General features: G+C 68.5%; 21 protein-coding genes and 2 pseudogenes. 11 read left to right on the top strand and 12 right to left on the bottom strand.

Annotated elements, in window-relative coordinates; genetic code table 11:
* Positions 1–39: 39 nt before the first annotated feature.
* Positions 40–477: a nitroreductase/quinone reductase family protein gene (locus ACNUDN_RS14350; protein WP_419122552.1), complete on the top strand. Its 438-nt coding sequence runs from the start codon at positions 40–42 to the stop codon at positions 475–477.
* Between the two features lie 6 nt (positions 478–483).
* Here the strand turns inward: ACNUDN_RS14350 and ACNUDN_RS14345 are convergent, their stop codons facing one another.
* From ACNUDN_RS14345 to ACNUDN_RS14325, 5 genes are all read right to left on the bottom strand, one after another.
* Positions 484–1,188, bottom strand: coding sequence for an Rv1815 family serine proteinase (locus ACNUDN_RS14345; RefSeq protein WP_419122551.1), 705 nt, complete (start codon positions 1,186–1,188; stop codon positions 484–486).
* A 73-nt stretch (positions 1,189–1,261) separates the two neighbouring features.
* A complete protein-coding gene (locus tag ACNUDN_RS14340) occupies positions 1,262–2,668 on the bottom strand; it encodes an NAD(P)/FAD-dependent oxidoreductase (protein WP_419122550.1) in 1,407 nt (468 codons plus the stop codon).
* A 10-nt stretch (positions 2,669–2,678) separates the two neighbouring features.
* A complete protein-coding gene (locus tag ACNUDN_RS14335) occupies positions 2,679–3,572 on the bottom strand; it encodes a sterol desaturase family protein (RefSeq protein WP_419125171.1) in 894 nt (297 codons plus the stop codon).
* Positions 3,573–3,647: 75 nt separating this feature from the next.
* Positions 3,648–5,219, bottom strand: a complete 1,572-nt coding sequence (locus tag ACNUDN_RS14330; RefSeq protein WP_419122549.1) for a carboxylesterase/lipase family protein — start codon at positions 5,217–5,219, stop codon at positions 3,648–3,650.
* 90 nt (positions 5,220–5,309) lie between these two features.
* Positions 5,310–6,503 (bottom strand): MFS transporter, encoded by a 1,194-nt coding sequence (locus ACNUDN_RS14325; RefSeq protein WP_419122548.1) that lies wholly within the window; start codon positions 6,501–6,503, stop codon positions 5,310–5,312.
* A gap of 67 nt (positions 6,504–6,570) precedes the next feature.
* Here ACNUDN_RS14325 and malQ point away from each other — a divergent pair, with 67 nt between their 5' ends.
* From malQ to ACNUDN_RS14300, 5 genes and pseudogenes are all read left to right on the top strand, one after another.
* Complete coding sequence (malQ, locus tag ACNUDN_RS14320; protein ID WP_419122547.1) at positions 6,571–8,754, top strand: 4-alpha-glucanotransferase; 2,184 nt, start codon at positions 6,571–6,573, stop codon at positions 8,752–8,754.
* Between the two features lie 264 nt (positions 8,755–9,018).
* Complete coding sequence (locus tag ACNUDN_RS14315) at positions 9,019–9,504, top strand: hypothetical protein (RefSeq protein WP_419122546.1); 486 nt, start codon at positions 9,019–9,021, stop codon at positions 9,502–9,504.
* Positions 9,505–9,603: 99 nt separating this feature from the next.
* Complete coding sequence (locus ACNUDN_RS14310) at positions 9,604–10,506, top strand: metal-dependent hydrolase (protein WP_419122545.1); 903 nt, start codon at positions 9,604–9,606, stop codon at positions 10,504–10,506.
* Positions 10,506–11,603: a PDR/VanB family oxidoreductase gene (locus ACNUDN_RS14305; RefSeq protein ID WP_419122544.1), complete on the top strand. Its 1,098-nt coding sequence runs from the start codon at positions 10,506–10,508 to the stop codon at positions 11,601–11,603. The genes ACNUDN_RS14310 and ACNUDN_RS14305 overlap by 1 nt, the downstream gene beginning before the upstream one ends.
* Positions 11,557–12,015: pseudogene (locus ACNUDN_RS14300) on the top strand (nuclear transport factor 2 family protein); the annotation flags it as partial. The gene ACNUDN_RS14305 and the pseudogene ACNUDN_RS14300, both read left to right, overlap by 47 nt.
* Positions 12,016–12,085: 70 nt before the next feature.
* Here ACNUDN_RS14300 and ACNUDN_RS14295 read toward each other — a convergent pair.
* On the bottom strand, positions 12,086–12,577 hold the full coding sequence (locus ACNUDN_RS14295) for an NUDIX hydrolase (protein ID WP_419122543.1): 492 nt from the start codon (positions 12,575–12,577) through the stop codon (positions 12,086–12,088).
* Between the two features lie 122 nt (positions 12,578–12,699).
* Here ACNUDN_RS14295 and ACNUDN_RS14290 point away from each other — a divergent pair, with 122 nt between their 5' ends.
* Positions 12,700–13,470: an SGNH/GDSL hydrolase family protein gene (locus tag ACNUDN_RS14290; protein WP_419122542.1), complete on the top strand. Its 771-nt coding sequence runs from the start codon at positions 12,700–12,702 to the stop codon at positions 13,468–13,470.
* 8 nt (positions 13,471–13,478) lie between these two features.
* On the opposite strand, the gene ACNUDN_RS14285 is transcribed toward ACNUDN_RS14290, so the two are convergent.
* Together ACNUDN_RS14285 and ACNUDN_RS14280 are read right to left on the bottom strand one after the other, a co-directional pair.
* Positions 13,479–14,063 carry a hypothetical protein gene (locus ACNUDN_RS14285; RefSeq protein WP_419122541.1) on the bottom strand — a complete coding sequence of 195 codons (585 nt, stop codon included), beginning with the start codon at positions 14,061–14,063 and terminating at the stop codon, positions 13,479–13,481.
* A gap of 74 nt (positions 14,064–14,137) precedes the next feature.
* Positions 14,138–14,944, bottom strand: a complete 807-nt coding sequence (locus tag ACNUDN_RS14280) for a nuclear transport factor 2 family protein (protein ID WP_419122540.1) — start codon at positions 14,942–14,944, stop codon at positions 14,138–14,140.
* A 66-nt stretch (positions 14,945–15,010) separates the two neighbouring features.
* Here ACNUDN_RS14280 and ACNUDN_RS14275 point away from each other — a divergent pair, with 66 nt between their 5' ends.
* From ACNUDN_RS14275 to ACNUDN_RS14260, 4 genes and pseudogenes are all read left to right on the top strand, one after another.
* Positions 15,011–15,424, top strand: coding sequence for an Rv0313 family protein (locus ACNUDN_RS14275; protein WP_419122539.1), 414 nt, complete (start codon positions 15,011–15,013; stop codon positions 15,422–15,424).
* A gap of 252 nt (positions 15,425–15,676) precedes the next feature.
* Positions 15,677–16,105: an MmpS family transport accessory protein gene (locus ACNUDN_RS14270; RefSeq protein WP_419122538.1), complete on the top strand. Its 429-nt coding sequence runs from the start codon at positions 15,677–15,679 to the stop codon at positions 16,103–16,105.
* Positions 16,106–19,008, top strand: a pseudogene (locus ACNUDN_RS14265) (MMPL/RND family transporter).
* Positions 19,005–19,352 (top strand): DUF732 domain-containing protein, encoded by a 348-nt coding sequence (locus ACNUDN_RS14260; protein ID WP_419122537.1) that lies wholly within the window; start codon positions 19,005–19,007, stop codon positions 19,350–19,352. The pseudogene ACNUDN_RS14265 and the gene ACNUDN_RS14260 overlap by 4 nt, the downstream one beginning before the upstream one ends.
* Before the next feature lie 79 nt (positions 19,353–19,431).
* Here ACNUDN_RS14260 and ACNUDN_RS14255 read toward each other — a convergent pair whose 3' ends face one another.
* From ACNUDN_RS14255 to ACNUDN_RS14240, 4 genes are all read right to left on the bottom strand, one after another.
* Positions 19,432–19,896 (bottom strand): DUF5078 domain-containing protein, encoded by a 465-nt coding sequence (locus ACNUDN_RS14255; protein ID WP_419122536.1) that lies wholly within the window; start codon positions 19,894–19,896, stop codon positions 19,432–19,434.
* A 121-nt stretch (positions 19,897–20,017) separates the two neighbouring features.
* Positions 20,018–20,305, bottom strand: a complete 288-nt coding sequence (locus ACNUDN_RS14250) for a hypothetical protein (protein WP_419122535.1) — start codon at positions 20,303–20,305, stop codon at positions 20,018–20,020.
* Between the two features lie 158 nt (positions 20,306–20,463).
* Positions 20,464–21,597, bottom strand: a complete 1,134-nt coding sequence (locus tag ACNUDN_RS14245) for an acyl-CoA dehydrogenase family protein (protein ID WP_419125170.1) — start codon at positions 21,595–21,597, stop codon at positions 20,464–20,466.
* 78 nt (positions 21,598–21,675) lie between these two features.
* Entirely contained in the window at positions 21,676–22,635 is a 960-nt protein-coding gene (locus ACNUDN_RS14240) for a DUF7159 family protein (RefSeq protein WP_498450173.1), read from the bottom strand.
* Between the last annotated feature and the right edge of the window lie 141 nt (positions 22,636–22,776).

The following is a 22,776-nucleotide window of genomic DNA, read 5'->3' as shown; positions in this document are numbered from 1 at the left end:
GCTCTCTTTCTTGCTCGAAGAACCTGTGGAGGAGGGCGAATGTCCGCGCGCTATGACGTCCCCGGCGTCGGGGCACGAATTTTCAACGATCTGATCCGGCGACTCGCCGAGCTGGGATTCAGCATCGCGGGCAGCACCGCGGTGCGGGTGCGCGGCAGGACCACCGGCCTGCCGCGCGCGGTGGTGGTGAACGTGCTCACCGTGGACGGACGCCGGTATCTGATCTCGCCGCGCGGTGACACCCAGTGGGCGCGTAACGCCCGCGCGGCCGGCGAGGTCGAGATCGGGGCACGGGGGCGAGCACGCACCCACGCCGTCGTCGAGGTTGCCGATGACGCCAAGCCCGAGCTGCTCAAGCGCTATCTGGATCGGTGGTACTGGCAGGTCAAGGGCCACATCGGCGGATTGACGCCACGATCGAGCGTGCACCGGATGCAGGAGGTGGCCCCGACCATCCCGGTCTTCGAGGTCCGCTGAGTCGGGTCAGGGCAGGGTGGGCTGCGGTGCCACCGCAGACGCGGCCGAGATGGTGTCCGCCTCGGCCTGCTGGCTGGCGACCGCCCAGGAGACCGCGGCGGGCAACGACCCCCACGTGCTGTTGAACAGACCGATGAGCACCGTGCGGCCGTCCGGGGTCGGGGTGTACACCGGCCCGCCGGAGTCGCCCTTGCGGCTCACCACGCCGTTGGCCATCGTGAACCACCCGTTGTTCACCGACTCGATGGTTCCGCAGCTCTCGCCGGTGACGACGCCGAAGTGGCACACGGGCATCCCGCGCACCGGCAGCACGGCGGGGTCGGTCACCAGAACCTTCCCCCCGGGCAGCACGTTGTTGACCGCCACACTCGGAGACAGGTGGATGACCTGCCAGTCGGTGATCTGATGGTTGGTGTCGATGGTCATCCCGTTGGGAGTGTTGTCGCGAAAGCTGCCCTGGGTGCCGATCACGGTGCCGAACTTGTCGGCGACGGTGCCCGAGGCCCGGCAGTGGCCGGCGGTGTACCCGATGCGCGTCTGGGGGTCGACGTAGCCGAGCGTGCACAGCACGGTGTCCTGGTGGATCTCCATGCCGGGGAAGACCAGAACACCCGGCTGGGCCTGCGCAGGCGCCGCGACGGCGAGGATGAACGCCGGCACGAGGGCGGCGAGCAGCAGCTGAAACACTCGTGATGACGACCGAACAGTCACAGCCCCTCCGACCTACCGCTGATGATGGTGTAACCAGGTCATCGCAGTCCCATAACGGGGCGTTACACAACGCTCAGGAATCGAATCCGAGTCCGGCGGCGTCGAGCGCGCGTAGCAGCAGGTTGCGTCTGCCCGCGGAATGGTCGGCGCGATCCAGCGACCATCGGGTGGCCTGGATCCCGGCGCTGGCCAGCGGCTCAGGCGGAAACGGCAACGGTTTGCGGCGCACCATCTCCAGCCGGGTGCGGGGCGTCGGCGTCCCGTCGAGCAGATCCAGGCAGACGTCGGCGGCGAACCGGGCGGCCCCGACCCCGAGCCCGGTAAAGCCGTTGACGTAGGCGACCCGCCCTTCGCGGGCCAGCCCCCAGTGCGCACAGAACCGGGTGTTGGTGTCGATGGCCCCGGCCCACCGGTGGCTGAACCGGACGTCGTCGAGCTGCGGGAAGGTGAGGAAGAAGTGCGCGGCCAGCCGCCGGTAGCTCTGCGTGCGGTCCTCGTAGGCCGCGTCCACCCGCCTGCCGAAGTGGTAGACGGCGTCGTACCCGCCCCACACGATCCGGTTGTCCTTGGACAGCCGGTAGTAGTGGAACTGGTTGGCACTGTCGCCGATTCCCTGCCTGCCCCGCCAGCCGATCCGCTGCAGCTGAGCGTCGGTGAGCGGTTCGGTGGCAAGCACGTAGTCATAGACCGGCACCGTGTAGAGCCGGTTGCGTCGCAGCAGACTCGGGAACACGTTGGTGGCCAGCACCACCTGCCGGCAGGTGATCGCGGGACCATCGGTGTGCACCCGCAGCGCGGCGCCGCCCGAGTCGATCCGGGTCGCGGTGACGTGCTCGAACACTTCGACCCCGGCGTCCCGGCACGCCCGGGCCAATTCCAGGGCCAACTTGGCGGGGTTGACGATCGCACACGTGTCGGGACTGAACAGACCGGCCCGGTAGGTGGGTGAGTGCACCTCGTCTCGGACCGCGGACTGATCCAGGAACTGGCCCTGACCGTCGGCGGCGGCCTCGGCGAGCCAATCGACCTGATGCGGCTCGGTGGCCACCGCGAGCATGCCGGTACGTTCCCACTCGACGTCGAGTTGCAGCTCGGCGATCTCGTCCTGCATGCCGTCGAGGTTCTCCACCCCCATCGCCTCGAGCGTGCCGATCTCGTTGGGCCAGCGCGACTTTCCGTTCTCGAAGCCATGGGTCAGGCTGGCGTCGACGAACCCGCCGTTACGTCCGGACGCGGCCCAGCCGATGCGGTCGGCCTCGATGATCACGATGCGGCGGTCGGGATGGCGGCGGGCGGCGTGCAGCGCACTCCACAAGCCCGTGTAGCCACCGCCGATGATCAGCAGGTCGCACGTGACCGGTCCGGACGGAGTCGGGAACTGCGGACGCGCGAAGTCGAGCCACATCGAACCGGGCGAGCTTGCGGCCAGCGCGCGATCCACCAGCGCCGGGTCGACGGGGGCGTCGAAGACAGTCTGCACACGGCGCACATTACGGCCCGGCATGCGCCGCCGTCCCGGTCCCGGGCATCGCCGCGGTGGCGGGCTCCCATCCCGGCGGGCCGAAGATGTAGCCGAGTTTCGCCCGCAGCCCTGCCGCGGTCCGCACGTCCCGACCGATCGCGGCGTACTCGCGGGTCTGCAACCGCCAGATGTTGAAGGTGTCCACCGGTTTGGTCAGCCCGTAGTGGGGACGGAACACCTCGGGTTGAAAGGTGCCGAACAGCCGATCCCAGATGATGAGGATTCCGCCGTAGTTCTTGTCCAGGTACAACCGGTCCATACCGTGGTGCACTCGGTGGTGCGAAGGCGTATTGAAGATGAATTCAATTGGCCGCCAGAGCTTTCCGATCCGCTCGGTGTGGATCCAGAACTGATAGATCAGGCTGATGGAGAAGCTGGCGAACACCATCCACGGAGGAACGCCCAACAGCGGCAACGGAATCCACATCAGGATCTCACCGCTGTTGTTCCACTTCTGCCGCAGTGCGGTCGCGAAGTTGAAGTACTCACTGGAGTGATGCGCCTGATGCGTGGCCCAGATCAGCCGAACCCGATGCGCCATGCGGTGATAGGCGTAGAACAGCACGTCTACGCCGAGGATCGCGATCACCCAGGTGTACCACTGGGTGGCCGACAGCTGCCACGGTGCGAGGTAGGCGTAGATCGCGGCATATCCCAGCAGGGCCACGAATTTCCAGGCGCCCATGGTTGCGATGGAGACCAGCCCCATCGAGATGCTGGTCCACGAATCCCGGGTGTGGTAGCTGGCCGGGCCGGGCCGGTCTCCGTCCCCGGTGGCGTGCTCGAGTTTGCGGGCGGCGGTCCACTCGACGGCGAGCAGCAGCAGAAAGAACGGGATGGCGAACAGCACAGGGTCGCGCATCTGCGGCGGAAGGAAGTCCAGGAACTCCACGGCGAGCACCTCCGGGGTGAGTGTAAAGCTCTGCGGGAGCCGGTTCTACAAGAAGCTCAGGACGTCGTCACCCCAGGCGCGGCGGACGTCGGCGTCGAGGTCGTCGACGACGGTGTCCTGCGTGTCGATGACCAGCGTCGCGCGGTCCTGGGCGGTGTAGGGCCGCCACGATTGTTCGTCGCCGGGGGCGTCGGGGGTGCCGTTCGCGGCGAAGTTGACCCAGCGGGCGCGCATCCGCTCGGAGACCGCGGTGCCCTCCTTGCGGCCACCGAGTGCGAACGTCGGATCCTTGCGGCCGGCGCCCAGATTGCCCCACACGTAAGGCAGTTCGGTGGCGTGGGCGGCGTGTAGGCGGACCAGCCGCAGCAGCGGCGTGGAGAAGTCGAAGCGGTACAGGTAGACCGGCGCGACCGCGCGGTGCCCGTCGGCGAACCAGAGTGACGGCATCCGGAAGCCGAGGTCGCTGGTCAACCCGAGCCCCCGGGTCTTGCCGCGGCCGCGGTAGGTGCCCTTGAGGATGTCCTCGCTGGGCAGTTCGAGGCCGGGTTGTTCGGCCGCGATCTCGGCGAACATCGCCTTGATGGCCGCCGGAGCGATCGGCATCAGCGGCGATTTCATGTACCGGAACAGTGCGGCCTCGTTCTTGTTGGTGCCGATGATCAGCGGCACCGGGTGGGTCAGGCCCTTCCTGGCGAGGTTCACCGGATAATCCGGGACGAGGTCGCCGTCGACGGTCGGCGCGAATGCCAAGGTGCCGGGCGTGCGCGCGGGCACTTCGTCGAACACCGTGCGGGACGCCTCGACCAGGGCGTCGACCGGCGCGTCGGCCAGCCGGTGCAGGTCGTCGCGGGTGGCCCCGAGTACGTCCATGAACCGTTCGGCGACGCGCTGGGCGCGACCCAGGTCGTAGGTCGAGGTGACCGGCGAACTCTGGGCGATGGCCGCGCTGAACAGTCCCGCGGCGGCGGGGCTGGCGAGCAGCGAGGTGACGATGCCGCCGCCGGCGGATTCGCCGAACACCGTCACCCGCTGTGGGTCACCGCCGAACGCGGCGATGTTGTCGCGCACCCACTCCAGCGCGGCGAGCACGTCGCGCAGGCCGAGGTTGGTGGCGAAGCGCTGCGGGTCGGCACCCAGGGTCGACAGCTCGAGGAAGCCCAGCGCGCCGAGCCGGTAGTTCACCGTCACCACGATCGCGTCGCCGCCGGTGGCCAGTGCACGTCCGTGGTAGAGCGGCTGGCTCGCCGAACCCAGGATGTAGGCACCGCCGTGGACCCATACCAGCACCGGCTTGGCGTCGCCGGGCTCGGTGCCCGAGGGTGCCCAGATGTTGAGGGTGAGGAAGTCCTCCCCCTGCGGTGCGCCCAGGTCGATGGGAATCTTCGGGTCGGTGGGCTGAGGGCACACCGGACCCACCCGTCCCGCGTCGACGGGTTCGGTCCACGGTCGGGGCGGCTGCGGGGCGCGCCAGCGCAGCTCGCCCACCGGGGCGGCCGCATAGCGCACAGCTCGCCAGGTTCTGACGTTCCCGTCGTCGACGCCGCGCACCGGCCCGTTGGTGGTCTCCACGACGGGTCTGCCGGCTGCTGGGCTGCGGGTGGTTGCCTCCGCCGTCATGCCGATCTCCTTCGATCGCTTCCGGTGGCCAGTTCACTTTCGGTACGCCACTGTACCAGCGTGCGTGCCGCCGAGTCGGACCCAGCCGATTCAGTTCGTGCGTCGCCGCGCGGTGAGCGCTCCGGCAAGCAGGATCAGGGCCACACCGGCGACCGGCACGGTCAGCAGACCGGCCCGCAGGCTGGTCGCGTCGGCGACCAGGCCCACGATCAACGGCGCGCCGAGGAATCCGACCCGCATCAGCCAGGTCAGGATCGTCAGGCCGGTACCTGCGCGCAGGCCGGGGAGTTCGTCGGCGGCGCGCATCGCCGCCGGCACCACCGTGGCCACACCGAGGCCCGCCGCGGCGAAACCGGCGATGGTGCCCGGCACCGACGGGAACGCCAGCGCGGCCCCCATCCCGACCACGGTGATCAGGCCGCCGCTGCGGGCGATCGCGCGCTCCCCGAACCGGTCGACCAACCGGTCGCCGAGAATCCGGCCGACGAACATGGACCCCACCAGCGCGACGTAGCCGAGGACCGCCACCGCACCGGGCGCGCCGAGGCTGTCGCGCAGGTACAGGGTGGCCCACGAACTCCCGGCGTCCTCGACCGTCGCGCCGGCGACGGCGATGCCTACGAAGGCCAGCAACGCCAACAGCACGGTTGCCCGCAGTCCGGTGCCGTCCGGGTTGCGGGTCGACGGATGGTCGTCATGGTCGGGCCCGTGCAGCAGGTAGGGGTAGGCGGCCACCACCACGCCGGAGAACAGGACCGCGGCGGTGCCGAGGTGTACCGACCGTGGGACGTGCAGTGCGATGGCCCCGGCTCCCATCAGGCCGCCGACTATCGCGCCCACGGCCCAGATCGCGTGCAGCGAGTTGATGATCGAACGCCCGTAGTTTCGTTGCAGCCGAAGGCCGTTGACGTTCTGTGCGACGTCGGTGACCGCATCGCACGCCCCGGCGGCGAACAGTGCCGCAGCGAAGACGATCGGGGTCGCCGCGACGCCGGCGGACAGGATGAGCACGGCGAGGGCCACCGTGGTCACGAGCGCGACCCAGGCGGACTGGAAGCGCCTGATGAGGGCGCCGGCGGCCGGGCCTGCCAACAGCGCGCCGGCCGAGAACGACGCGACCGCGGCCCCGTAGGCCGCATTGGACATCGCCAGATCCGTCTTGATCTCCGGGTACCGCGGCAGCAGGTTGGCGAACAGCGCGCCGTTGGTGAGGAACAGTGCGGCGACGGCGATCCTGGCCCGCCGGTTGCGCGCCTCGCCGCCGTCCAGCGGTTCTGGCGCCATGCCGAGCGACCCTACCGAACGGGTCTTCGATGCATGCAATGCCGTCTCACAGGGCAAGATTGGCGCCATGTCGGATGACACGGGAGTGCCCGCGCTGTTGGTCGACCTCGCGCACCGGTACGGGGTGGCGAGCGAGTACACCGACTGGACCGGCCGGACGGTGACGGTACCGGCGTCGACGTTGATCGCCGTGCTTGATGCGCTCGGCGTCGCGGCCGCGACCGAGGACGATCGCGCCGAGGCCTTGACCCGGCACGATCGCGACCACTGGGCCCGTGCGCTGCCGCCCTCGATCGTCGCGCGCGCCGGCGTCACCGCGTCGTTCTGGGTGCACGTCACCCACGGTGATCCAGCAAGACTGTGGTTGCGGCTCGAAGACGGCAGCGTGCGAACCGGGTTGCGCCAGCTCGAGAACAACAGCCCGCCTTTCGATCTCGATGGCCGTCTGGTCGGCGAGGCGACGTTCGAGTTGCCCGCCGATCTGCCCGTCGGCTATCACCGGCTGCACCTGCAGGTGGGTTCGGGCGATGTCAGCACCACCGTGATCGTGGCCCCGGCCAGATTGGAGTGCGGCGGTGCCCTCAGCTCGGGCCGACGTGCCTGGGGATTGGCCACCCAGCTCTACAGTGTGCGCTCGCGCTCATCCTGGGGTGTCGGTGATCTGACCGATCTCACCGATCTCGCGGTGTGGTCGGCGGCGCGGCACGGAGCGGGTTTCGTGCTGGTCAACCCGTTACACGCGGCTGCGCCGGTGGCGCCGATGGAGCCCTCGCCGTACCTGCCGACGTCCCGGCGTTTCGTCAACCCCCTGTACCTGCGGGTGCAGGCGGTGCCCGAGTTCGCGTACGTCCGCCACCGCAGCCGGATCCGTAAGGCGCAAGCCCAGGTTCAGGCCCGCGCGAACCGGTCGCGGCGCATCGACCGGGACCGCGCCTGGGAGACCAAACGGGCGGCCCTCGAATCGCTGTATCACGTCGAACGGTCGGCCGGCCGGGCGATCGCCTACCAGGCATTCCAACAGCGGGAGGGCCGCAGTCTCGACGATTTCGCCACCTGGTGTGCGTTGGCCGAACACCATGGGGGTGACTGGCGGACGTGGCCCGAGGAACTGCGACATCCGCGAAGCGCCGCGGTGGCCGCGTTCGTCGCCGACCATCCCGCCGAGGTGGACTTCCACCGGTGGCTGCAGTGGTTGGTCGACGAGCAGTTGGCCGGCGCGCAGGATCGTGCGGTTCAGGCCGGGATGGAATTGGGCATCATGCACGACCTGGCCGTGGGGGTCGACCCGGATGGTGCCGACGCGTGGGCGCTTCAGGACGTGCTGGCGCTGGGCGTGGCGGCGGGTGCGCCGCCCGACGAATTCAACCAGCTCGGCCAGGACTGGTCCCAGCCGCCATGGCGTCCGGATCGCCTCGCCGAGGCCGCCTACGAACCGTTCCGGGCGATGGTCGGCGCGGTGTTGCGGCATGCCGGAGGGGTGCGGATCGATCACATCATCGGGCTGTTCCGGTTGTGGTGGATCCCGCAGGGCGCTCCACCGACCGAGGGCACCTATGTGCGTTACGACCACGAGGCGATGATCGGGATCGTGGCGTTGGAGGCGCAGCGCGCGGGCGCGGTCGTGGTCGGCGAGGATCTCGGGACGGTGGAGCCGTGGGTGCGCGACTATCTGCGCGACCGGGGGCTGTTCGGTACCTCGATCCTGTGGTTCGAGACCGACCGAGACGGCGGTGGACCGCTGCCGGCCGAGCGGTGGCGGGAATACTGCCTGTCCGCGGTGACCACCCATGATCTGCCGCCGACGGCGGGGTATCTGGCCGGCGAGCATGTGCGGCTGCGTGATGAGCTGGGCTTGCTGACGCGTCCGGCCGCCGACGAGCTGGCCGGCGACCGTGCGCATCAACAGCAGTGGATGGCCGAACTGCGTCGCGTCGGGCTGCTCGGTCCGGATGTCGGCGCCGAGCAGGTGAGCGCGGGCGGTGTCGACAAGGACGGTGTCGACGAGATCGTCCTGGCGCTGCACCGCTATCTCGGGCGCACACCGTCGCGGCTGCTGGCGCTGTCACTTGCGGATGCGGTCGCCGAGGTGAGAACACAGAATCAGCCGGGGACGATCGACGAATATCCCAACTGGCGGGTCCCGCTCGCGGGCCCCGATGGCACGCAGATCCTGCTGGAGGACATCTTCGACGATCCACGTGCCGGTGCATTGTGCGAGGTGATGCGCACCGCGGTGGCGCGGCCCCTCTGAAACCGGGGTCGGGTGCGGCCCGGACTCCTGACCATCGAGGTTGCACCCACGGTCGCGATCCCACCGAAACCACCACCACTGAAGCGATCTCGGCACAGCCTGGACAGGCAAGACCGGGCCCTCGACGCCCGCCCGACGGGGACCGGCGCGAGAGTGCACCGCGCTCTGGCCGCCGCGCCTGTAACGCCGAGGGGTGCTGCAGCGGTTTCACAATCGTCACCGCTGCGATATGTTCGCACCGCGTACCGACCCGAGGGAGTTGTTGTGAACAAGCTCGTTGTGCTCAGCGGCGGAGTCGTCGCCGCCGGAACAGCTGCGCTGATCGGCGCCGGTGTCGCGGTTGCACAGCCGTCCACCCAGACGAGTCCGTACAACGTCGTCGGCGAGCAGTACGGCCGGGCGCTGGCCATTCTGAAGAGCCAGGGCGTCAAGGCGTACTTCGGCGGTGCGACCGGCAGCGCGTTGCCGCAGTCGGCGTGCCTGGTCGGCCAGCAGAAGGTGACCAGCGGCGGGCGCATGCTGCTGACGCTCGACTGCACCCAGGCCGCGGCAGACCAGATCAAGGCCATGGGCCCCACGGGTGGGCCCACCATCGGCGCCAATGGCGTCACCACCGTCACACCGACCCCGATGGTGCCGATCGCCGGCGCTCCGGGTGCCGGCATGGCCCCGCCGGCACCGGGCGTGGTGTCGAACATGCCCGCCGGTCAGGGTGCGCCGATCATCGCGAACACCTCGCCGCAGCCCTGACGGGTACCCCTTTCGTCCCACTGTCGACCGCTAGCCGGTACCCGCGTTCCCACCAATCGTCGTAAACTCTCAGGAATTCAACGACGAACAGGAGCCGCGATGCTGCGACCGCGCCGATTCGACCGCGAGATCGATCCCGGACCGGTACAGATCCAAGCCAGGAAGGTGCACTTCGACGTCGCCGACGCCCCGCTGCACTGGATCCCCGGACACCCGGTCGCGTCGCATGTGGTCAGCGTGCTCAACATCGTGCTGCCCGCCGGGGAACGTTGGTTCGTCCAGACGTTCAACGAGGCCCTGCCACTGGTCAAGGATCCGAAGCTGGCCGACGACATCCGCGGGTTCATCGGACAGGAGGCCACCCACGCCGATGTGCACGACCAGGTACTGCACGAGTTCATGATCGGGCACGGCGTGGATCCCACCCCCATCCTGGAGCAGGTCGAACACCTCTTCGCCGGCGCATTGTCCTCGCCAGGGGAATCGGTTGAGGAGTCCCGGCGCATGAACAATCTGTGCGACCGGCTGTGGCTGGTCGCCGCCATCGAGCATTACACCGCGGTCATGGGCGACTTCGCACTCAACTGCGCCTGGGACGACCATGGGGCCGATCCCACCCTGGTGGACCTGTTCCGCTGGCACGGCAGCGAGGAGGTCGAACACCGAAGCGTCGCACACGATGTCGCGGTCTACTTCCACGACAGCTACCTTGCGCGGATCCGAGCGATGGCGGTCGCGGCGACCATGCTGTTCGTGTTCTTCCAGCGCGCGGCCTGGTATCTGGTCAAGCACGACCCGAGCGTCGATGCCAACTGGTGGACGTTCAACCGGATGCGGATGCGCGATTCGAAGCTCGGTCTGCTGCCGCGATACCGAAATCTGTTCGGGTCCAGTACGTTCAGCTACTTCCGGCCCGGGTACTCACCGGAAGAACTCGGTTCGACCGCACAGGCCGTCGCCTACCTGGCCGCCTCCCCCGCCGCGCGCGCGGCGCACACCTGATGCGGCTGCGCGAGCAGATTCGCCGGCTCCCTCCGAGCGCCTCCGGTCGTGGCCGTCGCGATGTGATGCTGGGCCTCGCCGACGCCGCGATCACGGGCCTGTTCGCGGCCTCGGCCGCGGTGCGGCGCGTCCCGCCGCCCGCCGCATCCCCGGCGACGTTCGCGTTGACGGTGACCGGACGCCGTGCGGTGGCCCGCGACCAGGACGTGGTCGAGCTGACCCTGACGGGCCGGGATCTGCCGCGGTGGTTTCCGGGCGCCCACATCGACGTGCATCTCCCCAGCGGCCTGGTGCGGCAGTATTCGCTGTGTGGGGATCCCGACTCCCGGGAGCACTACCGCATCGCGGTCCGCCGCATCCCGGACGGGGGTGGCGGATCGGCTGAGGTCCACGATGCGCTGCCGGTCGGGGCGACGGTGCACACCCACGGGCCGCGTAACGCATTCCCGATGACGGTGCCCGGTTACGGGTCGCCGGCCCGCCGGTTCCGGTTCATCGCGGGCGGAATCGGCATCACGCCCATCCTGCCGATGCTCGGGCTGGCCCGGCGCCTCAATGTCGACTGGTCGATGGTCTACGCCGGCCGCAGCCGCGACAGCCTGCCGTTCGTCGAGGAGGTGGCGGCCTACGGCGGCGCCGTCGAGATCCGCACCGACGACCGGCGCGGCCTGCCGACCGCGGCCGACCTGCTCGGGGACTGTCCCGACGGCACCGCGGTGTACGCCTGCGGACCCGCCCCGATGCTCACCGCGGTCCGGGCGGCGCTGGTCGGGCGCGACGACGTGGAACTGCACTTCGAGCGGTTCGCCGCACCGCCGGTCACCGACGGGCGACCGTTCTCGGTGACGCTGGCGTCCACCGGGGCGACCGTCGAGGTCGGCGCCACCGAGACCCTGCTGGATGCGCTGCGCAGAGCCGGGGTGCCGGCGCCCTATTCGTGCCGGCAGGGATTCTGCGGCACCTGTCGGACCAGGGTCCTTGCCGGAGCGGCCGAGCATCGCGACACGCTGCTCACCGATCCCGAGCGTGCGGCCGCGATGATGCTGACTTGTGTGTCCCGTGCCGCCGACGGTTCCGGCCTCACCCTGGATCTCTAGCGCTGGATCTCTGGAGCCCCCGGTACTATCCGGCTGTGCTTGCCGCAGCCGAGACGGTCCCGGACCCGTGACCCTCGCGGTGGCAGACCGGTTGGCGGTCAGCGATCTGGTGCACCTGTACGCGTCGGCGGTCGATGACCGACGCTTCGACGACGTGCTCGAGTTGTTCACCGAGACAGCCGAGCTGCGGGTGCCCGATCCACCCCGCGAACTGGAACCCACCAAGCGCCATCACGGCCGTGAGGGGGCGCGGGCGGCGCTGTCCGGCCTCACGGCGGTCACACGCACCGAACACGCGATCGTCGGCGAGGTGTATGCGCGCGGGGACACCGCCGGGTACGCGCTGGGGCGGGTCACCTGCGTGGCGCACCACTGGACGGTGGCCGGCGATTCGGCGACCGACGTCGTGTGGCATCTGCGCTACGACGACGAGTACCTGCAGACGCCACGGGGGTGGCGGTTTCACGGCCGCGCGTTGACGGTCAACGCGATCGAGACCCGCCCGGTTCGTCGCGTCCGAGTGCCTCTTCGAGGCGGTCGAGCAGCGGACGTTGCCCCGTCAGCAGCTTCGCGCGCGCGGTGGTCAGGTCGAACCACGCCACTCGGTCGATCTCCGGGAACTCCTTGAATATGCCTGAGCCCCTGGGCCATTCGAGAATGAACGTGTTGCTGGTGGCGTCCGCGGGGTCGAGATCGCCCGGCACCGCGAACGCCGTCACGACCTTGCCTCCGGCCTGGCGCACCGCCGCGAGCTCGATCCTGACGCCGGCGGGAGGCGGTGCGCCGGTCTCCTCGACGAACTCCCGCTGCGCGACGGTCCAGGGGTCCTCCCCCTCGGTGTACTCACCCTTGGGTATCGACCAGGCGCCGTCGTCCTTGCGGGCCCAGAACGGTCCGCCGGGATGGCCGAGGAGGACCTCCAGGAGTCCGTCGGTCTCCCGGTACAGCAGCAGGCCGGCACTGAGTTTGGGCACCCTGCGACGGTATCGCGCGCCAGGACACGTTCAGCGTGACCCGAGCTCGCCGGTTGGATCCGGTCCGTCTCGAGTTGCCGCCGAAGAGTTGGAGGACACCATCAGAGCGGGTGTGTTGTGAGATGACGGGATACAGGCGGTATGTCGCGTTGGGCGACAGCCAGACAGAAGGACTCTGGGACGGTGACGATGCGACCGGCCTGGCCGGTTTCGCCGACCGTCTGGCGGTGACGCTGGACCAGCTGCGGCCTGGCCTGCAGTACGCGAACCTCGCCATCCGGGGCAAACAGATCCGCGATGTGCTCGACGATCAGCTGCCACGCGCGATCGAGATGAGCCCGGACCTGATCACCGTGTGCATCGGGATGAACGACATGACGCGGCCCGGCCCGGGTTTCGACCGGGCGCTGGCGCAGCTCGACGAGATGCACGTGCGCCTCGCGGCGTCGGGAGCGACGGTGGTGACCACCACGTTCCCCGATCTGGCCAAGATCCTGCCGATCGGCCGGGTGCTCGCGCGACGGCTGCTGGCGATCAACGACCGGATCCGTTCGGCTGCCGCGCAGCACGGGTTCGGTCTGGTGGATCTCTTCGATGCCGCGTCGATGACCCAACCCGACACCTGGAGTCCCGACCGGGTCCACGGTTCGCCGAAGGGACACATGCTGTTCGCGGCGGCGGCCGCCGAGGCGCTGGGGCTGCCGGGCAGCAGTCACGACTGGGCCCACGCGGATCCCGCGGCAGCCCAGCCCTCGGTGCGGGCCCGGATGTACTCACAGGTGCTCTGGACCCAGAACATGCTGATGCCGTGGCTCTGGGCGCACCTGCGCGGGCAGGCGGTGGGCGACGGCCGTTCTCCGCGCCGTCCGGTGCTCACCGCGATCAGCGCCTGAGACTCGACTCAGACTCCGGTCCAGGCCGCGTCGAGGCGGTCGGCCACGTCGATGATCTTGGCCTTCTGGGAGGCGGGGCTGTCGATCTCACCGGCCACGTGCATCGCGATGAACCGCTTGATCTCGGCGTCCACACCGCCGATGATGCGCACCACTTCGGCGCGCAACGTCGTGGACGTCACATGGATCGCGATGTCGGCCGGGCGTGGCTTCTCGACGTCGAGGATCAGCAGCAGTGGCTCGGCCGCCTTGGCGGTGGCGCGCAACGAGATCTCGCCGAACACCATGAATTTGGGCTTGTCGATGCGCAGGTCGACGACCATGTCGATCTCCAGCGGTATCCGGATGGCGAAAGTGATCAGCTCGCCGAGCTCCCTGCTGACCCTCGGCTGTTGGATCCGGACCTTCGCGGTCACCTTGGCCAGCCGGCCCGGACCCTGCGCGATCGGGCCCATCTCGAAGGCGTCGCCGGCGATCTCACCGATCGCGCCGCCGACCCGCTCCTCGGTCACCGCGATCTGGAAGAACCGTCGACCGAACTGCTCGTAGGTGAGGAGCTCGGCCGGGGCGGGTTCGGAGGCGGACGCGGACATGGTTTGCCTACGTTCTCACGTCAGGCGGTCCGGGCGCGACAACGCGGCCGAAACCCGCCGGACGGACCCTGACGTCAGCCGTCGTCGCCGAATATCCGGATCCGCGTGATGGCGGCCGCGTCACGCCCGCTGCCACCGATCTCACCGAGGACCACGCTGCGGCAGCCGTCGCGCTCGACGCGGGCGGCGACCGCGCGACCCGAGCTGACCAGTTTGTCCCAGGTACCCCCGGCGAGGTGCTTGACCAGCTCAGATGACGTCATGGGGGCGTTGTCTCCGAGCGTGACCGGGGTGTCGGTGGCCAGTCGCCGCATACCGACTTCGTCGCCGCCGCAGGCGTCGTCGAGAAAGCGCGTGAACAGTGCCCGACCGCCCAGTCCCACTCCGCGGAAGCCGCCGAGGAAACCGAGCATCCCGGCCGGGCCCTGATTGGAGAGCATGCTCCTGCCGAGCGACAGGCCGGCAGGTACGGCAGCGAGTCCGCCGCGCGCGAACTGGCCGACCATCGCAGGCAGCTCCCAGTACGCGGCCAACGAGGCGATCCGCAGGTGGTCGCCGTCGGCGCGAAGGTCGTATCGGATGTAGGTGGGCACGCGCATGGTCAGGGCGGACGCCATCTCGATCACGAGTTCGACGTCGCGGATCACCGTGGAGCCGGTGACGATGTCGGTCTCGGCATGGTGGGTGATGACGCGCGGCCCGATGAAGGTGTCGTAGAAGCGGCCGAGTGCCGGGCGTCCGCGGTGCGGTCTGGACCCGACCGGGTCCTCGACGCGACCGTCGGCGGTGAAAAGGCCGATCCAGCCCTCGCGGTCCCGCGTTCCGGCAGCGGTCAGGGACCGCTGGGCCGTCGACAGCACGTCCGCTCGTGTGAAGGGCATATGGTTGCCTACCACCTCGGCCGCCGACAGTCGACTAGTCCTCTCGGCGAGGGCACACTGGTTGGCATGAGCAGGAGCAACGGCCCGTTCGGGTTCGATCCCGAAGATTTCGACCGCGTCGTCCGCGAGGCCGGCGAAGGACTACGCGAGGCGCTCGACGGCCTCGGCAGATTCATCGGCACGCCCGGGGAGCGGGCCGGGTGGTCGACGCTGTTCGACGACTTCACCCGTGGTGCCCGACCCCGGCCACAGCCGGAGACCACCGGAGAGACCGGTGACGGTGTGTGGGCGATCTACACCCTCGACGGTGCGGGCGGTGCGCACATCGAGCAGGTGTACCCGACCGAACTGGACGCGCTGCGGGCGAACAAGGACAACACGGACCCGAACCGACGGGTGCGGTTCCTGCCGTACGGCATCGCCGTCAGCGTCCTCGATGCGGCCGACGACACCGACGCCGGGCCGGATCCCGCTCCGTAGCGGCTCAGTCCCCTGGGAGGCGTTCGTCGCCGAATGAATCTCCAGGTCGCTGTGCGTCCGCTCAGCAGCCTGAGGCATGATGTGTGAGCGGGTGAGCTGGCCCGCACCGCTGCCACATGAGTTAGCAGCACCACAATTGCTTGAGCTAATCTGTCGCCGGGTGAGAACTTATACGGGCTAAGTTACGATCTGCTCAATCATTGATACGAAGTTCAGGGGTCTAATGCGCGCCACGAGTCGGGGCCGACTGTCGTGATCGGCATCGCCAGAAAGGTGTGGCTGCCGCTGCTCATCGTCGTCGTCGTGGTGATCGCCGGGCTCACCGTCGCCCGGATCCGAACCTTCTTCGGTTCCGAAGGCATCATTGAGACGCCGCGCAACTTCGCCGACCTGCCCGAGCCCTTCGACCCCAAGGTGGTCCGGTACGAGATCACCGGGTCGGGTTCGTACGCCGATGTGAACTATCTCGATCTCGATGCCAAGCCGCAGCGCATCGACGGGGCCGCGCTGCCGTGGTCGCTCACGTTGGAGACCACCGAACCCTCCGCCGCGCCGAACATCGTCGCCCAGGGAGACGGCTCGACCATCACCTGCCGGATATTTGTCGATGACGAATTGAAGGACGAGAGGACCAACGACGGCTTGAACGCCCAGACCTTCTGCTTTGTGAAATCCGCATGAGTGCACCAGCCCCGGACGCCCGCACCGACGAATTTCCCGCCGCCCGCCCGCCGCATCGCCCGTTCATCCCGCGTGTCATCCGGTTGTTCGCGCTGCCGATCATCCTGGGCTGGGTCGCGCTCATCGTCATCCTGAACCTGACGGTCCCCCAGCTCGAGGCGGTCGGCGAGATGCGGGCGGTGTCGATGAGCCCCAACGACGCCCCCTCGATGATCTCGATGAAGAAGGTCGGCGAGCTGTTCGAGGAAGGCGACTCCGACAGCTCGGTGATGGTCGTCTTCGAGGGCGACGCCCCCCTGGGCGACGAGGCCCACGCCTGGTACGACGAGCTGGTCGAGCGACTCCGTGCCGACACGGTGCACGTGCAGTCCGTCCAGGACTTCTGGAGCGACCCGCTCACGGCGTCGGGCTCCCAGAGTAACGACGGCCTGGCGGCCTACGTCCAGGTCAAGCTCGCCGGTAACCAGGGTGAGGCGCTGGCCAACGAGTCCGTCAAGGCAGTGCAGGGCATCGTGTCGAGCCTGGAACCCCCGCCGGGGGTGAAGGCCTACGTCACCGGGCCTGCTGCGCTGGCCGCCGACCAGCACATCGCCGGCGACCGCAGTGTCCGCACCATCGAGACGGTCACCTTCGCCGTGATCATCGTGATGCTGCTGCTGGTGTACCGCTCGATCGTGACCGTGCTCATCACGCTGGTGATGGTGGTGCTGTCGCTGACCACCGCTCGCGGCGTCGTCGCGTTCCTCGGCTATCACGAGATCATCGGACTCTCGACATTCGCCACCAACCTGCTGGTGACATTGGCGATTGCCGCCGCGACGGACTACGCGATCTTCCTGATAGGCCGGTATCAGGAAGCACGCACGATGGGTGAGGACAAAGAGTCCGCGTTCTACACGATGTTCCACGGCACCGCCCACGTGGTGCTGGGGTCGGGTCTGACGATTGCCGGTGCGACGTTCTGTCTGAGCTTCACCCGGCTGCCGTACTTCCAGACGCTGGGCGTGCCGTTGGCGATCGGCATGTTCGTCGTCATGATGGCCGGTGTCGTGGGCATGGTCGCGGTGATCAGCGTGGTGACCCGATTCGGCAAGCTGCTGGAACCCAAACGGGCGATGCGCATCCGCGGGTGGCGCAAGGTCGGTGCCGCGGTGGTGCGCTGGCCGGGACCGATCCTGGTGGCGACGGTGGCGCTGGCGCTGGTCGGTCTGCTGGCGCTGCCCGGCTACCGGACCAACTACAACGACCGCGCCTATCTGCCGGCGGACCTGCCGGCCAACGAGGGCTACGCCGTGGCGGACGAACACTTCGACCCGGCCCGGATGAATCCGGAGCTGTTGATGGTCGAAAGCGACCACGACCTACGGAACTCGGCAGATTTCCTCGTCATCGACAAGATCGCCAAGGCCCTCTTCCGGGTCGAGGGGATCGCCCGCGTGCAGGCCATCACCCGGCCCGACGGCAAACCGATCAAGCACACCTCGATCCCGTTCCAGATGAGCATGCAGGGCACGACGCAGCGGCTCAACGAGAAGTACATGCAGGACCGCATGGCCGACATGCTGGTTCAGGCCGACGAGATGGCCGACACCATCGCCACGATGGAAAAGATGTCGAACCTGACCGCGCAGATGGCGTCGATCACCAACGACATGGTCTCCAAGATGGAGAACATGCTGACCGACATCGAGGACCTGCGGGACAGCATCGCCAACTTCGACGATTTCTTCCGGCCCATCCGCAACTACTTCTACTGGGAACCGCACTGCTACAACATTCCGGTCTGCTGGGCCCTGCGGTCGGTGTTCGACACCCTCGACGGCATCAATGTGATGACCGATGATTTCCGCGAGATCCTGCCCGACATGCGTCGCCTGAACACGTTGATGCCGCAGATGGTCGCGTTGATGCCCGAGATGATCGAGACCATGAAGACCATGCGGACGATGATGCTGACGATGTATCAGTCCCAGAAGGGGCAGCAGGACCAGATGGCGGCGATGTCGGAGGACGCCGATGCCATGGGCGAGGCCTTCGACAACTCGATGAACGACGACTCGTTCTATCTGCCACCGGAGATCTTCGAGAACAAGGATTTCCAGCGGGGGCTCGAGCAGTTCCTGTCCCCTGACGGACACGCGGTGCGGTTCATCATCTCCCATGAGGGCGATCCGCTGAGCCCCGAGGGTGTGGCCAAGATCGAGAAGATCAAGACCGCGGCCAAGGAGGCGATCAAGGGAACCCCGCTGGAGGGCTCCAAGATCTACCTCGGCGGCACCGCGGCCACGTTCAAGGACATGCGGGACGGCAACAACTACGACCTGCTGATCGCCGGGATCTCGGCGCTGTGCCTGATCTTCATCATCATGCTGATCCTGACCCGCGCCGTCGTCGCGGCGGCGGTGATCGTCGGGACCGTGGCGATGTCACTCGGTGCGTCGTTCGGACTTTCGATCCTGCTGTGGCAGCACATCCTGGGCATCGAACTGCACTGGATGGTGTTCGCGATGGCGGTCATCGTGCTGCTGGGTGTCGGCGCGGACTACAACCTGCTGTTGGTGTCGCGCCTCAAGGAGGAGATCCACGCCGGGGTCGGCACCGGCATAATCCGCGCCATGGGCGGCAGCGGATCGGTGGTCACGGCCGCCGGCCTGGTGTTCGCGCTTACCATGATGTCGATGGCGATCAGCGAGCTGACCGTCATCGCGCAGGTGGGAACCACCATCGGTCTCGGCCTGCTGTTCGACACGCTGGTGGTCAGATCGTTCATGACCCCGTCGATCGCCGCTTTGTTGGGTCCGTGGTTCTGGTGGCCGCAGCGGGTGCGGACCCGACCTGTACCCTCGCCCTGGCCCAGACCCGGTGGCCTGCAATCCGATCCGTCAGAAGGAGTGAAGGCATGAAAAGGGCACTGCTCGGTGTCGCCACGGTGGCGATGAGTCTCGCGTTCACCGCGCCCGCGTCGTTGATGTTGGCCGCACCGGCGGTGGCCGATCCCGACACGGCGTTCGCCAACGAGCTGAACACCTACGGCATCTACGGCCAGAAGGACTACAACGCCTGGATCGGCAAGATCACCTGCAAACGCATCGCGACCGGGGTCGACGCGACCGCATTCGAGGCGGCGGACTTCGTGCACAATCAGCTGGCGAAGGACTCCACCACCGAACAGGCGTGGAAGTTCCTGGCTGCGGGGCTGCGCACGTACTGCCCCGACCAGCTGCCCGTCCTCGACCAGGCGCGATAGCTACCTGTCGATTCTGGGGCCTCCCCCGGGATCTGAGCAGACCGGTATCAGGGCACCCCGGGATCTGAGTGGGCCGGTATCAGACCGGCCAGTGCCACACGGACATATCGCCGCGCGGGTAGTTCATGCAGACATCGGTGGCGTGGGCGACCACACCCTTGTTGTTGAAGAACAGCTTCGCCCAGTTGCCCCACCGCGTCGCCACCTGCTCGTAATAGACGTTGGTGGCGGTGTTTTCGGAGTACTGGCGACGTCCCACCGGGTCGAGCGAGAAGAACCAGTGGATGCGGTCGAACGCGGCCTGCTGCACATCGGCCGGCCGGTTGCTCCGGTCGATCATGTAGCGCTCGAAGTACACCGGGCTGGTGTCGCGTGCTGCGGCCATGTACTGCTCGACGTCGCAGGTGGTGTGGATGATCCGGCGCGGAATCGGATAGTCCTCGGTGGAATCGGCCGATGCCGGGCCGGCTGTGCCCAGGCAGACTGCGACGGCGCCGAGAAACCCCAGACCCGCCCGCGCGACGCGACTTTTCAGTCCGGTCATCGTTACTCCTGTTTTCCTCGTTCGATTGGGGCTTGGGTTCCCACACGACTGCGGCTCCGACACGACTATATAGCGCAGCTACGCAGCCGTCTGGCCTCGCCTATCTGATGGCCATGCTGGTTCAGCCGCCACCGGTGACGGGGTTGGACGTCAACGAGATCCATCCGCCGTTGATCCAGACACCCCAACGTCCACCCCAGCCGGAGTTCCACACGACGGGCTGCCCGATCCAGGTTTCGGCCGGCTTCGGCGGCGCCCAGGCCGGCGGGGGTTCGCCGACCGACGGTGCCGGAGGCGGGGCCGGTTGCGCGATCGCCGGGCCGGTGCCCGCCAGGCTCCCGCCCAGCAGCGCCGCGGTCAGCCCGCCGGCGACCACGGCGGCCGACAGCGTGGTCTTGCTCAAGGTCATCACTTCACTTCCGCGATCGGAACGGGCGGGTACTTAGCATATATAACGAGCCCGTGGGACGGGCCACCAGGGGCAGCGATCTCGGTCACGTGAACAGGCGTGCGGACGCCGCGGCAGCCGGCTCGACGACGGTCGGCCGACATGCGCCCGTCGCGTGGTCAGAGCCCGAACTGGTCCTCGACGATACCCAGCCACACCTGCGCCGCGTCGATGGCGACCTTCTCGCTGATGAACGCGTGCTGGGTTCCGGTGTAGACGTCGCGGAACGCCCGCTCCAGACGGCTGCCCTCCCGGATGGAACTCGTACCCGCGACCAGGTGGGCCCACTCGGCGCAGGTCCGCGCGGTATCGGTGGCGAACACCGCCGCCACTCTCATGTCGGCGCGCAGCGTCGGTGTCAGTTCCTCGCCGGCGGCGACAGCGGCTTCGGCGGTACCGAACGCATCGTGAACCAGCAGCCGCGCGGCCCGCCAGGCCGCGACGTGCTGGGCGAGTCCCTTCTGGAACGTGGGCCGGCCGGCCAGTGCGGCCATATCGCTCATCCGGAACTTCGTCGCAGCCAACTCCGTCACGTCGTCGAGCATGCTCTTGGCGACTCCGAGCGCCCAGGCGGCATGGCCCGCCGCGGTCACCGGCATCATGCCCATCCGGGTGGCCGGCGAACTCCCTCGCTGCGGCTCCCGGGTGAACAACGCGAACGTCCGTTCGTGCGGGACGTTGACGTCGTCGATGGCGTAATCATAGGAGCCGGTGCCGCGCAGTCCCTGCACATGCCAGCCGTCCTTGAAGTGGACGTCTGCACGGGGCACGACGGCGACGCGCATGTCGGGCACACCTTCGGCAACCCACTGCATTTCGCCGTCGATCATCGGCAGAAAGCCGGCAGCGACGTATTCGGCGTGGCCGGTCCCCGACCCGAAGCTCCACGCCCCGGTCAGCCGGAAGCCGCCGTCGACGCCGATGCCCTGACCGTTGGGAAAGAACTGGCCGCCCATCGTGACGCGGTTGTCGTTGGCCGTGAACACCTCGGCGAATCCGTTGTCCGGGAGGTAGGTCGCCGCGGCGAACGCCGACGGCAGGTTGGCGATTCCGACCCAGCCGAACGAGCCGTCCTGCCAAGCCATTTCGATCCAGGTCTCGATCATCTCGGCGAACGAGGGCTCGACCCCGCCCGCGGCGACCGGGTTGAACGCCGACATCAGGCCGCTCGACCACATCGCCTCGACGATCGCGGGGGTCATCGTCCGGTCCCGTTCGGATTCGGCGGCCTGATCGCGCACCAGATCCCGCATACCGCGGGCCCGTTCCAGCACCGGCGCTCCGGCATGGGCACCTTGTGTCACCGCGGTCACGGCGTCGACGTTAGCTGCTCAGGGCAGCGCACTGAACAGATTCGCCGGATCTGTCATCTCCGGGCCGGCGGGGCCGATGACGGGCGCCGCAGTAGCAGGGCCGGCGACCGGCACCGCAGCGGCAGGGCCGGCGACCGGCGCCGCAGCGGCAGGGCCGGCGACCGGCACCGCAGTGGCAGGGCCGGCGACCGGCACCGCAGTGGGGGTGCCGGTGGTGACAGGCGCCGGGGCGACGAGCACGGGGGTCACCGGGACCGCCGGCCCGGGCCACTCTCCCGTCAGGTGCGGCACCTCGGCCGCAACGGGGAGCGCCGGCGCGATCTGCTGGGTTTGGGCGGGCACGGGCTGCCACGTTCCGGGCCGGTCGGCGACAGTCGGCTCGACGACCTTGCGAACCACCCCGGCGGTGCCCTCCGAGGGTGCACGGACTGCCACCCATTCCGGTCCGGACCGGACCGGCTGGTCGATCGCGGTGGCGGTCTGCTCGACGTGGGGCATCGCACCGGAGGTGAGTAACAGACCCGCCAGGAACGCGGCGGCGGCAGCACCGAGAACGGCCCACGCGAGGCGTCGCCGGCCGCGTCCGCGCGAAACGGGGAGCACGGCGGGCCGATCCGGTTCGTCGCCGGCGATGGCCGCGCCGTATGCCAGCGCGAGTCCGGGTGCGGTGTCGGGATCGACCATGACAGTCATCGCGCGGGCCATCGGCACCACCTCGACCCGGGCGATGTTCAGTTCTTCCAGACGGTTGGCCAGTCGGCATCCGTCGTGGCCTGCGCAGTCACTCCATGTGAGCCGGATGCGTTGGACGTCGTGGCCGCCGGCGGTGGCGATGGAGCGGGCGCCGCGCGCAGCGGCTCCGGCGATCTCGGCGTCGGCTCGGAACTCGAGCACATCGTGGTCGGTGATGGTTCCGTCGGTGTCGTCGACCAACACCCAGACGACGGACTGTGCGGTCAGTGACAGCCCCAGAACCATGCCCACGGGCGTTCCCTTCCTCGTTCACCGGTGTGTGCGGTCTATCGGGTGCGGTCGAATCGCTGTTACAACTCGGCGCGCACCCGTTTTCGGACTGGACACCGCCAACCCCACCCCATAAGCTCCCCAAAGGTCGGCTGC

Origin of the sequence: Mycobacterium sp. smrl_JER01 (genome assembly GCF_048513595.2) — a bacterium.
Taxonomy (GTDB): Bacteria; Actinomycetota; Actinomycetes; order Mycobacteriales; family Mycobacteriaceae; genus Mycobacterium.
The sequence above is the reverse complement of the archived record's forward strand: the minus strand, read 5'-3'. Positions and strand labels throughout refer to the sequence as shown.